Source organism: Glycomyces rhizosphaerae (genome assembly GCF_042647865.1).
Lineage (GTDB): Bacteria > Actinomycetota > Actinomycetes > Mycobacteriales > Micromonosporaceae > Glycomyces > Glycomyces rhizosphaerae.
The window spans coordinates 72475-85216 of the sequence record NZ_JBHRWO010000005.1 but is presented as its reverse complement, the minus strand read 5'-3'; the positions used below and the strand labels follow the sequence as shown (position 1 = coordinate 85216).

Annotated in this window: 8 protein-coding genes and 1 tRNA gene; 6 read left to right on the top strand and 3 right to left on the bottom strand. The window is 68.2% G+C overall.

The window, feature by feature from the left end:
- Positions 1 to 231: 231 nt before the first annotated feature.
- Positions 232 to 1356: a hypothetical protein gene (locus tag ACFO8M_RS04965; protein ID WP_387971383.1), complete on the top strand. Its 1125-nt coding sequence runs from the start codon at positions 232 to 234 to the stop codon at positions 1354 to 1356.
- Between the two features lie 47 nt (positions 1357 to 1403).
- On the opposite strand, the gene metG is transcribed toward ACFO8M_RS04965, so the two are convergent.
- On the bottom strand, positions 1404 to 3197 hold the full coding sequence (gene metG / locus ACFO8M_RS04960; protein WP_387971380.1) for a methionine--tRNA ligase: 1794 nt from the start codon (positions 3195 to 3197) through the stop codon (positions 1404 to 1406).
- 128 nt (positions 3198 to 3325) lie between these two features.
- Here metG and ACFO8M_RS04955 point away from each other — a divergent pair, with 128 nt between their 5' ends.
- From ACFO8M_RS04955 to ACFO8M_RS04940, 4 genes are all read left to right on the top strand, one after another.
- Positions 3326 to 4084: a hypothetical protein gene (locus ACFO8M_RS04955; protein WP_387971377.1), complete on the top strand. Its 759-nt coding sequence runs from the start codon at positions 3326 to 3328 to the stop codon at positions 4082 to 4084.
- 172 nt (positions 4085 to 4256) lie between these two features.
- A complete protein-coding gene (locus ACFO8M_RS04950; protein WP_387971375.1) occupies positions 4257 to 6398 on the top strand; it encodes a transglycosylase domain-containing protein in 2142 nt (713 codons plus the stop codon).
- 65 nt (positions 6399 to 6463) lie between these two features.
- Complete coding sequence (locus ACFO8M_RS04945) at positions 6464 to 8029, top strand: dolichyl-phosphate-mannose--protein mannosyltransferase (RefSeq protein WP_387971372.1); 1566 nt, start codon at positions 6464 to 6466, stop codon at positions 8027 to 8029.
- Between the two features lie 76 nt (positions 8030 to 8105).
- Positions 8106 to 8178 (top strand) — tRNA-Ala (locus tag ACFO8M_RS04940).
- A 373-nt stretch (positions 8179 to 8551) separates the two neighbouring features.
- On the opposite strand, the gene ACFO8M_RS04935 is transcribed toward ACFO8M_RS04940, so the two are convergent.
- Both ACFO8M_RS04935 and ACFO8M_RS04930 read right to left on the bottom strand, forming a co-directional pair.
- Positions 8552 to 10030, bottom strand: a complete 1479-nt coding sequence (locus ACFO8M_RS04935) for a non-reducing end alpha-L-arabinofuranosidase family hydrolase (protein ID WP_387971686.1) — start codon at positions 10028 to 10030, stop codon at positions 8552 to 8554.
- 511 nt (positions 10031 to 10541) lie between these two features.
- A complete protein-coding gene (locus tag ACFO8M_RS04930) occupies positions 10542 to 10703 on the bottom strand; it encodes a hypothetical protein (RefSeq protein ID WP_387971369.1) in 162 nt (53 codons plus the stop codon).
- 320 nt (positions 10704 to 11023) lie between these two features.
- Between ACFO8M_RS04930 and ACFO8M_RS04925 the strand changes: the two genes are divergently transcribed.
- Entirely contained in the window at positions 11024 to 12676 is a 1653-nt protein-coding gene (locus tag ACFO8M_RS04925; RefSeq protein WP_387971366.1) for an AbfB domain-containing protein, read from the top strand.
- Positions 12677 to 12742: the final 66 nt, after the last annotated feature.

Below are 12742 nucleotides of genomic sequence, written 5' to 3'. Positions count from 1 at the left end.
GTCCCGCCCGCGCTTCAATAAACAACGCTTGCCGATCCCGCGTAGACGTAATGCTGCGGCCGTAACATCTTCTTCATTTACCGGACATCCCCACCTGACAGGCCGCGCCTACGTTGGCGGACAGTCGAACCAGGCTGTGGACACTCCATTACCGTCCGGTGGCGGCACCGTCCAACGACAACGTCGTCGCACCCCGCCGTCGCCATCCGCGCAAGACGAATCGAGACGCACATGACCCGCGACCTCGCGTCCCGCCGCAACCGCGCCGCAGCGCTCCAGCAACGCCGCCCCGCCGTCCCGGCCGAACCGACGCAACCCCAGACACTCGTCACCGTCGAATGGCGCGGCGAGAAGTACCCCGGCACCCCATTCGCCGACGGCGCCGCATGGGAGCTCTACTCCGCCCTCCCGCGCCCCGACTTCCTCCCCAACCCGCGCCCCGGCACCGATTACCCGTACCGCCACTTCGCCCACGCCGGCGAGGTCCTGCGCGACGGCGTGCCCGTGGCCGTCGCCGACGACCGCTCCCTCACCGTGCCCCTCGCGCCCGGCCTCGACCTCGAATACGTGCGGCGCCTCACCCAGACCCCGCACCTCGACCCGGCCGCGCGCGTCCTCCTCGACCGCGTCCGCCGCTCCGCCGCGGTCGCCCCCGGCGAGATCATGGAGCGCCCGATCACCGCCGCGCAGATCGCGCGGATCATGGAGACCGCCGCCGTCCCCGGCGGCTTCTGCTACCGCCGCTGGGACACCGCGCACCTGCGCACCCCCGCCGCCCGCTCCGTCCTCGGCGGCGAGACCGAACCGAGCGAGCCGTGGGTGTTCGCCCTGCGCTGGCCCGCGGCCGACACCTGGGACTACCAGGCGCCCGTCGCCCCCGAGTACGAAGGCCTCACGGCCATGCCGTCCTCCGACCGGCGCGGCATGCCCGTGCTCGGCACCGGTTTCGCGATCTCGACCGCGCACCTGCTGCCCGAGCACGTCACCGCCGATCTCACCGACCTGCCGCTCCCCGAGGGCTCCCGGATCCTCGCCTACACCGAGCAGGGCGCCGAACTCGAACTGTTCGCCTACGCCGGACAGCAGTGGTCGCCGCTCACCCTCGAACGCCGCGTTGACATCCCCGGCGTCGAGCAGGGACGCGTCCACCAGGTGCGCCGCGTCCTGCGCGAGGCCAACCACGTGGTCTGGAAGGGCGTCCCGGGCTCCCTCGTGGACGCCGACGACGACTGGGGCCGCTTCCGGCTCTCCCGCCCGAGCCCCGACGTCCTCTCCCGCACCGGCGCCGAGGCCGTGCGCCGCGGCGTCTACGAGAAATGGGTCGAGCGCAGCGAGATCGCCCCGGCCACGGCCTGAGACGAGAAGAAGGGCCCGGCGCGAGCCGGGCCCCTTCCTTTGTCGTCCTAGGAGTTCAGGCGCTCGATCTCCTCATCCACGATGGACGGCTCGAGCTTCGTGAACACCGGCACCGGCTTCTCCAGCACCGTGCCCGGGGCCAGCGGCACCGACTCCCACTTCGGCACGTCCGAGTAGTCGCCGGTGAGGATCGGGTACGGCCCGTCGGTCGCGCCCTCGCCCGCGTCGAGCTCGTCGACCTCCTCGATGCGCGGCATCGGCGCGAACACGCCCTCGCCGCCGAGCAGCTCGTGCACCCGCTGCGAGGAGTGCGGCAGGAACGGGCTCATGATCGTCTTCAGGTCCGAGACCGCCTGGAGGACCGTGTACAGCACGGTGCCCTGGCGCTTCGGGTCCTCCTTCATCTTCCACGGCGCGGTGTCGGCCAGGTACTTGTTCGCCGCCGCGACGGCCTTCATGGCCTCGCCGATGCCCGCCCGGACCTTGTTCTGGCCGATGAGGTCGCCGACGGTGTCGAACGCGGCCCGCGTCGCGCCCAGGAGCTCGCGGTCGACCTCTTCGAGCTCGCCCGGCTCGGGCACGGCCCCGAAGTTCTTCGCGGCCATCGCGATCGAGCGGTTCACCAGGTTGCCCCAGCCCGCCACCAGCTCATCGTTGTTGCGGCGCAGGAACTCCGCCCACGTGAAGTCCGAGTCCTGGTTCTCCGGGCCCGCCGAGCAGATGTAGTAGCGCAGCGCGTCGGGGGAGTACCGCTCCAGGAAGTCCCGCACGTAGATCACGACGCGACGCGAGGACGAGAACTGCTTGCCCTCCATCGTCAGGAACTCCGAGGAGACCACCTCGGTCGGCAGGTTCAGCTTCCCGAGCGGGCCCGGCTCGCCGCCGCCCGCGCCCTCGCCGTTGGCGCCCAGGAGCATCGCCGGCCAGATCTCGGAGTGGAAGACGATGTTGTCCTTGCCCATGAAGTAGTAGGACACCGCCTCCGGGTCCTGCCACCAGCGCTTCCACGCCTCCGGGTCGCCCGAGCGGCGCGCCCACTCGATCGTGGCGCTCAGGTAGCCGATCACCGCGTCGAACCACACGTACAGGCGCTTGTCCGGACGGTCGATCCAGCCTTCGAGCGGGATCGGCACGCCCCAGTCGAGGTCGCGCGAGATCGGGCGCGGATGCATCTCGTCCAGGAGGTTCTTGGTGAACCTGAGGACGTTCGTGCGCCAGCCCGTGCGGGTGTCGAGCCACACGTTCAAAGCGTCGGCGAACGCCGGCAGGTCCAGGAAGAAGTGGTCCTCCTCCACGAACTTCGGCGTCTCGCCGTTGATCCGCGACTTCGGGTCGATGAGGTCGGTCGGGTCGAGCTGGCGGCCGCAGTTGTCGCACTGGTCGCCGCGCGCCGAGTCGAACCCGCAATGCGGGCACGTGCCCTCGATGTACCGGTCCGGCAGCGTGCGCCCCGTCGAGGGGCTGATCGCACCGAGCGTCTTCTTCTGCAGGATGTACCCGTTGCCGTAGAGCGTCGAGAACAGCTCCTGCACGGTCTTGTAGTGGTTGCCCGTGGTGGTGCGCGTGAACAGGTCGTACGACAGGCCCAGCGCGTCCAGGTCCTCCACGATGATCCGGTTGTACTTCGCGGCGGCCTCGGCGGCCGTCAGGCCCTCCGAGTCGGCCTGCACCAGGATCGGGGTGCCGTGCTCGTCGGTCCCCGAGACCATGAGCACGTCGTGACCGCGCATGCGCATGTAGCGGGCGAAGACGTCGGCGGGGACCCCGAATCCTGCTACATGGCCGATGTGGCGAGGGCCGTTGGCGTAAGGCCAGGCCAGCGCGGTCAATACATGAGTCATGCGCCCCATGGTATCGGTCCGATCCGCAGGACCGGCACCGTCCGGCACCGAGCCCGCCGCCGCACCCGACACGGCGGTCCGGGCGCGATTGCGCCCCGGTTCGCGAATTCGGTGATGCAATAACCGGTATGTCTGGAACATACCGTGTGGATCCCCAGCACCAGCCCTCGTCACCCGAGGCGCGGGAGGGGAACGTCCCCGTCCCCGAGATGCCGGCCGCGTACGGGACCGTCGCGCCTCCGGCCGAGACCGACTACTGGGACCCGGACACCGAGACCCTGCCCCGCCCCGTCTCGCAGCGCGGCCCCCTCGGCTCCCAGTCCGACGGCATGGCCGCGATCCGCGCCGTCTGGGAACGCGCCGGCGAATCCGAGCGCCGCCCCGCCAGACCCGGCAGGCGCCAGCGCCGCCGCGAGCCCAGGCGCTTCGCCCCCGCGCTCCTGGGCATCCTCGCCTGCGCGTGCCTGCTCATGTTCTTCGCCTGGACCGCGGCCCCCGCCCTGTGGATCTCCATCGGCCACAGCCAGTCCGGCACCGTGCAGGTCACCTCCTGCCAGGACGGGTTCGCGCCCTCCTGCAACGGCCTGTTCACCGCCGACGGCTGGTCGCGGGACGTGCACCTGACCGGCCAGGTCACCGTCGCCGACCTCGGCGCCGAGCTCCCCGCCCGGTCCACCGGACCCGACGCCCACAGCGCCTACATCGGCGGCACCGGCGGGCTCGTGCTCCGCTGGGCGCCCTCCCTCGTCCTGTTCATGGCCACCGCGTTCGCGCTCGTCGGCACCTCCGGCGCCACGAGACTCTACGAAGGACGCTCGCGCGCGATCGGCCTCTGCTGGGTCGCCGCCGGGGTCGTCCTGGCCGCCACACTCGCTTTCGCCTGGTGACGTTCAGGACGCGCTGTAATGGTGCCCACCCGGGTCGGACGGCCCCTCCAGCCGCGAGGCGCGGCGTCGTAGAGTGAATGCGCCCCCGGAACGCCGCCTGATTCGGCGCCAAGCCGCGCCCATTTGCAATGACCGTTCCATTTTCCCCAAGCGGGGCTCTTCGGGAGACAGCGTGAGTGCATCTTCGAAACCGGTGGCGCAGACCTGGTTCGGACCCATCACCGCCGTGCAGCGACGCGCCATGTTCGCGCTCGTGCCGGTGGCGGTCGCCTTCGGCCTCGTCGTCGGCCTGGCATTCCTGCCGCTCACCAGCGCCTTCGGCGGCCTGGCCAAGGTCGGCTCAGAGACCGTGCTCGAACTCCCCGACGAACTCGTGCTCCCCCCGGCACCCGAGTCGTCGACCCTCTACGCCTCCGACGGCAAGACCGTCATCGCCACCTTCGGCGACCAGTACCGCGTCCAGCTCGAGTACGACCAGATCCCCGAATCCGTGGTCAACGCGCTCGTCGCCACCGAGGACTCGAACTTCTTCGAGCACAACGGCGTCGACCCCGAAGGCGTGATGCGCGCGCTCGTCACCAACGTCGCCAACGGCGGCACCTCCGAGGGCGCCTCGACGATCACCATGCAGTACGTGCGCCAGGTCCTCTCCTACACCGCGACCACGCCCGGCGAGGTCGCCGCCGCAAGCGAGGTCACCATCGACCGCAAGGTCAAGGAGATGGGCTACGCGCTGGCGCTCGAAGAGGAGATGACCAAGCAGGAGATCCTCACCAACTACCTGAACACGGTCTACTTCGGCAACGGCGCGTACGGGATCGGCGCGGCCGCGCAGGTCTACTACGGCAAGGTCCCCGCGGACCTGACCGTCGCCGAGTCGGCGATGCTCGTGGGCCTGATCCAGTCCCCGTCGAACTACGACCCGATCAACGGCTCATCCGAGGCCGCGCAGGTCCGCCGCGACCACGTGATCAACCGGATGGTCGACGTCGGGTTCCTGGAAGGCGCCGCCGGCGACGAGGCCAAGGCCGAGGGCCTGAACCTCAACCCGCAGCAGGCCAACAACACCTCCGGCGGCGCGATCGACTCCGACTACGGGTTCTTCGTCGACTACTTCGAGCAGTGGTGGAACCAGCAGGAGGACTTCGGCGAGAGCGAGGAGATCCGCAAGGCCCGCCTCTACCGGGGCGGCTACCAGATCACCTCGACCCTCGACGCCGACCTGCAGGACGCGGCGCAGGAGGCCGTCGAGCGGCAGAAGGAGACCGGCTCGGAGTTCGCGCTCGGCTCCGTCGTCGTCGAACCGGGCACCGGCGGCATCCAGGTGATGGCCGTGAACCGCAACTACTCCAACGACACCTCCGACAACGGCGACAACACCTCGAACCCGGAGTACAAGGGCTCGTACCCGAACACCACGAACCCGCTGCTGAGCGGCAACTCGGCGGTGCCGGGCTACCAGGCGGGGTCCTCGTTCAAGATGTTCACGATGCTCGCGGCGCTCGAAGAGGGCCTGCCGCTGGACACCACGATCTACTCGCCGTACCAGTACACGTCGAAGTACATCGTGGGCGACGGCGAGGCCGCGTGCGGGAACCGCTGGTGCCCGAAGAACGCGTCCAGGTCCGAGAACGGGAACTACAACATGTGGACCGGCTTCGGCGAGTCCGTGAACACGTACTTCGTGCAGCTGGCCGAGCGGATCGGCGTCGAGAAGGCGATCAACATGGCCGAGCGGCTCGGCATCAAGTTCCGTTCGCAGGAGGACCTGAACCTCGTCACGAACAACCCGGATAGCTTCGGGCCGTTCGTCCTCGGCGTCACGCAGAGCACGCCGATGGACATGGCGGCGGCTTATGCGACGCTTCCCGCGGACGGCGAGTATTGCGAGCCGATCCCGGCGGAGAGTGCGATCACGCTCGAGGGCGAGACGATCCCGTTCGAGTCCGAGTGCGACCAGGCCGTCAGTGTCGAGGTCGCCCGGGCCGCCGTGGACGCGGCCCGCTGCCCGACCGAATACGGCGCGGCCGCCGGCCAGTGCACGTGGGGTACCGCGCCTCAGGTCGGCAATGCTGTCGACGGGCCCGTCGCAGGCAAGACCGGCACCACCGACGGCAACTCCACCAACTGGTTCGTGGGCTTCACGCCGAACGCGGCCGCCGCGGCGTTCGTCGCCGACCCGGACAGCCCGCAGAATGTCGTCGGCAAGGACAACCTCGGCAAACCCGCCAACGCGGTCGCCGAGATCCTGGCCGCGCAGTGGGACATGAACGGCGAAGGCGAGTTCACGCCGCCCACCGAGCTGGTGCACTGACAGCAGAGTCCCAGGGCCTGACCGCGACTTCCCGCTGGGAGCGTTCAGGCCCTAGACTCACCCCGGTGAGCGCCACCGCAGTCCGGCCCGAGCAGCCGCCCGCCGCCTGGCGGCCGACGCCGCTCCCCGGCCCCCTCCCCGCCGTCCGGGCTCGCCTCTCGAGCACCCTCCCGGACGACCGCAGCCGCGCCCTCTGGGTGACCCTCGCCGTCACCGGAATCGCCGCCGCCCTGCGCCTGATGGGCCTGAACCACCCCAAGGGCCTGATCTTCGACGAGGTCTACTACGCGCAGGACGCGCACTCGATGCTCTCCTACGGCGTCGAATGGGACCCGGGCGCCGACGGCTCCGCGTACGTCGCGCACCCGCCGTTCGGCAAATGGCTCATCGGCCTCGGTGAATGGGCCTTCGGCTACGACGAGGTCGGCTGGCGCATCGGCGCGGCCTTCGCCGGGATCATCGGCGTCGCGATCCTCATCCGGCTCATGCGCCGCCTCACCGGCTCGACCCTCCTCGGCGGCACCGCGGGCCTCCTGCTCGCGGTCGAAGGCAGCCACTTCGTGCTCTCGCGCACGTCGCTGCTCGACATCTTCATCGCCACGCTCCTGCTCGGCGCCATGTACTGCCTCGTCCGCGACCGCGACTGGCGCCGCGCCGGCTGGCTCGCCGCGATCGAGGACGGCCTCGACCCCCTGAGGCGACGGCCCCGTCTGGGCCTGCCCTGGTGGCGTGTCGCGTGCGCGGTGCTCCTCGGACTCTCCATGGCCACCAAGTGGAGCGCCCTCTGGTACATCGTCGCCGTCATCCTGCTCTTCATCATCTGGGACTGGCGCCTGCGCGCCGACGTGGGCGCCCGCAAGCCCTTCCGCGACACCCTCATCTACGAGTTCGGCCAGAACCTGTGGTTCGGGCTCCTCGCCATCGGCGTGTACGTCGCGACCTGGACCGGCTGGTTCCTCAACGACACCGGCTCCTACCGCCACTGGCGCGCCGACCAGGGCCAGAGCGAGCCCCCCGTGATCGGCGCGCTCATCAACTGGATGCAGTACCACTTCAGCGTCCTCGACTTCCACGAAGGCCTCTCCTCGGAGCACGCCTACCAGTCCTGGCCGTGGCAGTGGCTGTTCGACCTGCGGCCCGTGGTCTTCTACTGGAGCTCCGACGTCGACTGCGGCGCGAGCGAATGCGCCGGTGAAGTCCTCCTCCTCGGCACGCCGCTGCTGTGGTGGACCTTCGTGCCCGCCACCCTCGCGCTCCTCGTCTGGGCGCTCTACAAGCGCGACTGGCGGGCCTGGTTCCTCCTCACCGGCCTCGGCGCGGGCATCCTGCCCTGGTTCCTCTACCCCGAGCGCACGATGTTCTTCTTCTACACCGCCCCCGCCGTCCCGTTCTTCATCGGCGCGGTCACCTGGTGCCTGGGGATGATCATCGGCAGGAACAGCCTCGGACGCCGACGCTCCGGCCTCCCCGCCCTCGGCTCCCCGGAACGCCGCCTCACCGGCGCGCTGATCGCCGGGGCCTTCGTGGCCGTCGTCGTCCTGTGCTTCGCCTACTTCTGGCCGATCTACACCGGCGAGGCCATCCCTCGCGACGAATGGCACGCCCGCATGTGGCTCGACTCCTGGATCTGATCGCCCCCAACGAGACCCGCCCCACACCGCTCCCTCGCAGCGCCCTCCGGCGCCTGTGCTAACCTTGTCGCCGCAAGGGGCTTTGGCGCAGTTGGTAGCGCGTTTCGTTCGCAATGAAAAGGTCAGGGGTTCGAATCCCCTAAGCTCCACAGAATCGGATATTTAGTACATGAGCGGTCATCAGGTTGATGACCGCTTTTTGCTGTTCCAAGGGTGATTGCGGGTGAGAAGCCCTCTGGGCAATCTTTAACATCGCACTGGCGGTGGTCCTCACCGGCGAGCTGTGCCTGGCAGTCGACGGCGCCCCGGCATCGGTCGACGCACTCTACGAGTCCTGGAGGCCAAAGACGTACGAGTGGTCGCGGAACCGACCGGCGAGGGCTTCGGCCGTTCCCTCGTAGTCGCCGAGACTTGCCGGTCCGTTGAACTGCGACCCGACGAAGAAGGATCCGGGCGGGCTCGGTCTCGCACCGAGCCCGCCCGCTGCCTCAGGAACACCCGAGCCGGACCTGTGTCGTGCCGCTAGCGCTGCAGGGTCAGCAGACCCGGCCGATAGGGCAGGCGGCCGTAGTCCATGCCGTCAGAGCTGGGGTCGCGTCCCTGGTAGAGGAACTGCAGGTTGGAGGGGTCGATGGTTTTGGTCTGGTCGGGGTTGGTGCGCACCAGATCGCCGTGGCTGATGTCGGCGGTCCAGGTGACACCAGTGTTGGCCCTGCCGGCGAACGGGCTGCTCTGGGTGTTCGCCCCGGCCTGGGGTGTCCATTCGCCGTCGAGACTGGTGGCCGTGAACGAGCGGAAGAAGCGACCCCTGTCCCCCATGGCCTCGACGATCATGAGGTACTGGTTCTGACCCTGGACCTTGTAGACCTCGACCGCTTCGAACAGGTTCTCTCTCGTGTCGGTCATGATCCTGGTGTAGTTCGAGCCGAAGCTGCTCGGGAAGTCCCCGAGGGGCATGCTGGACCGGTAGATGTTGCCTTCGTCGTCGGCGAAGAACATGTACATGTTCCGGTCGTCAGCGATGAGGGTCTGGTCGATGGGGGCCCCGACGGGAAGGGTTGCTGTGAAGAGCTCCTGGTGCGGGCCCCAGCTGTTGGGGTTGGTGGGGTCGCTCGAGGTGCGGTAGGAGAAGCTGTACGGCCAGCCCCACTGGTAGGCGAGCACCCAGGTGTTCTTCGGGGCGAGGTAGAGAAGCGTCGGCGCGATGGCGTTGAAGGGCAGCCTGGTCTGGGTGGCGTTTGCCATGTCGGACCAGTTCGTGAAGGGGCTGAAGACCGTCGAGCCCCAGGCGCCGTTGGGAGGCGCTACCGAGTTGTGTGTGGTCGCGTAGACAAGGTACTGGCCGTTGTGGCGGACTACGGTGAAGTCCTTGAGCGAGACCTCCCCGTTCTGCGGTTGTGCCAGTGGGCCGGTCGATGTCCAGTTGTACGTCGCCGGCAGGGCGCCGCTGCCGCTGTCGACGCGGACGAGCTGCCATTGCTGGTTGTTGCCGCCCCAGTCGCTGTACTGCACGACGATGGCGCCGTCGTTGGTCGCGGCGTTCTGGACTTCGACCGCCTTGTTGCTGTTGCGGTTGATCAGGCGCACGTAGCCGCTGCCGGAGTCGGCCAGCCGGAACTGCTGGTTGGTGCCGCCGTGGTCGGTCCACTGGTGGATGGCGGCACCGTCGGCGGTCGACCAGCTGGACACGTCGAGCACCTTGCCCGAGTGCCGCGCCTTGATCCGGTAGTAGCCGCCGCCGGCGTCCACGAACTGGAACTGCTGGTTGCCGGCGTTCGTGCGGGTCCACTGGTGGAGCTGGGCTCCGTCGGCGGTGGACACACCGCTGACGTCCAGGACCTTGCCACTGCTGCGGTTCACCAGCACGTACCAGGCGGTGGGGTCGGTCGACTGCTGGGCTTGGGCTGCGGTGAACGGGTTGAGCACGGTCGCGGCGGCGGCCCCGGCGAGCACGCCGGCTCCGCCGATCAGCATCCGCCTGCGGCTCTTGGGGGTTTCCATCCAGGCCATAGTGGCCTCCTTAGTCGAGGTTCGTCGGGGTCATGGAGATGCGGTTCATTGGTGGGACCGGGCGGTCGCGGACTGGCGCCGCGGTCCGGTCCCGGATCGGTCAGTCGACGGAGGCCGCCGCGAGCGCGGCCATGCCTTCGGTTCAGCGGGACAGGATCGAGCAATCGGGTGCGGCCGATGTCATCGGGTGCTCCTTAGCGGACGCGGGTACGGGAATGTTTGTTATCGTTCACATATCGCAGCCTGGCTCCGAAACATCTGATGAATCTTTCGGCGATTCGAACTATAGAGAGATCTCGATGTGTAGTCAACGGCTCCACGGAAGTTTGTTGGTACGCCTAGCGTTAGACTGCCGCGTCGAGTCTCGGCTTCACGGTCGTTTCCTGAAGGCCTGCAAGCGATCTCTGATCGAATAGCACCTCGCCGACATCGAAGACTCCATTGACTAGCTCTCGAATGGAGTCGGCGGCGCCTGCCAGGCAGGCGCCGCCGAGTGGAACTCCTAGAGCCGCGCCGTGTACTTGCGGGCTCCGGCGTCGCGGAGGATGGTCTTGACGCTGGAAAGTCCGATGGCGTACCGCGCGGAGGGGTCTCTCTGGAGCGCCCCATCGAGATAGTCCTCGATGGGCCGTTGGCGGTCCTTCGGGGCCACAAAATCGGACATCATAGCTTTGAAGGATCATCTGGTAGATGATCCCTCTTTTGCATCCATATTTGCTGACCGTGACAGAAACCGTTATCTGTTGATCGGTTCAGGAGAACATCGGGTGCATCCGGTCGAATAGAGAGCTCTGTCGCCCTTCTGTCCCGGTATCCGAACCTGTGGGGGCGCAGAGGTCTGATGAATATAGAGTCAGTTATTGAAATATATAAACCTTTTAAGATATCGTTCTCTGTTAACGGCGGCGCGTCCCCGCGTCGACCGTCCGAAGAGCGCGGTGGCGTTTCCCCGGCGTCGCACACCGCATGGCGCAAGGGAGCACCATGCCCGAACAGCACCAGACCGAACCCCGCCGCGGCCCGAGTTTCGGGCGGCGGCACCTCCTCCGAGGAGCGATGCTCGCGGGCGGCCTCGCCGCCGCCGGGGTCGGCGGCATCGGCATCGCCAGTGCCCAGTCCTTTTCCCACCCCGGGATGCTGGTCCAGACCGACGACTTCGCCCGGATGCGAAGCGCCGTCCAGGGGAACCGGGAGCCGTGGATCTCCGGCTGGAACCGGCTCATCGCCAACTCGCACTCCCACCCGACCTGGCAGCCCCGGGCGGTCGAGCGGATCATCCGCGGCAACAACGGCACCGACCCCGAGAACTACTGGCTGCTCATGAACGACATGCACGCGGCCTACCAGAACGGGCTGCGCTGGAAGATCAGCGGCGACACCGCCCACCGCGACTGCGCGGTGAGGATTCTCAACGCCTGGTCGGGAACCCTGAAGGAGATCTCCGGGTGGACCGAGACCTCCCTGGCGGCAGGCATCTACGGCTACCAGGCGGCCAACGCCGCCGAACTCGTCCGCAACGAACCGGGCTTCGACCGGGCCCGGTTCCAGGCGCTGCTCGCCAACGTGTTCTACCCGTTGAACAACGACTTCCTCGTCCGCCGCCACGGCACCTGCGACGGCCACTACTGGGCCAACTGGGACCTGTGCAACATGGCCGCGATCCTCGCCATCGGCATCTTCAACGACGACAAGGCCAAAGTCGACGAGGCCATCGAGTACTTCTGGAACGGCAAGGGACAGGGCTCGATCGAGCACGTGATCCCGTTCATCCACGGCGACCTGGCCCAGTGGCAGGAGTCCGGCCGCGACCAGGCCCACACGATGATGGGCGTCGGCTTGATGGCCGAGTTCATGGAGATGGCCTGGAACCAGGGGATCGACCTCTACTCCGCTCGCGACCACGCGTTCGCCAAGGCCGCCGAATACGTGGCCCGCTACAACAACGGTCGCAGCGTGCCCTTCACCAAGTTCGTCTGGTACAACGGCCACAACTGCGCCTACAACGAGCAGACCGTGATCTCGGAAGGCGCACGGGGCCAGATCCGACCGGTGTGGGAGCTGGTCTACTCCCACTACTACGGCAGGCTCGGCCGCGCCATGCCGAACGTGTGGGAGATGCTCGCGAAAGTCCGGCCCGAAGGCGGCGGCGGCGACTACGGCACCGCCTCCGGCGGCTTCGACTCGCTCGGGCTCGGCACCCTCGCGTACGTGCAGGAACGGAAGCCGACCACTCTCAACCGGTTGCAGTCCTACAACCACCAGGACCGGTACGTGCGGCACGCCTACTACGACGCCCGTTTGGACGCCTCGATCAGCCCCGCCGCCGACGCGCAGTTCCGGCTCGTGCCCGGCCTGGCCGACAAGACCGGCGTCTCGTTCGAAGCGTCGAACGTCCCCGGCCACTACCTGCGCCACTACGACTACGACTTCCGGCTGGACCCGAACTACGGCTCCTCTAGGTTCGCCGCCGACGCCACCTTCCACGCCGTGTCGGGCCTGGCCGACGGCTCGTGGACCTCGTTCCGGTCCCACAGCCACCCCGACCGGTACCTCCGCCACTACGACTACCTGCTGAAGCTCGACCCGATCAGCACCGCGACCGGCCGCGCCGACGCGACCTTCCGCATCACGAGCTGAACCGGTTGCGGTCGGGCCGGCGAACACCGGTCCCGACCGCTGCCGGACTCGTCCATCGCGCGCGGC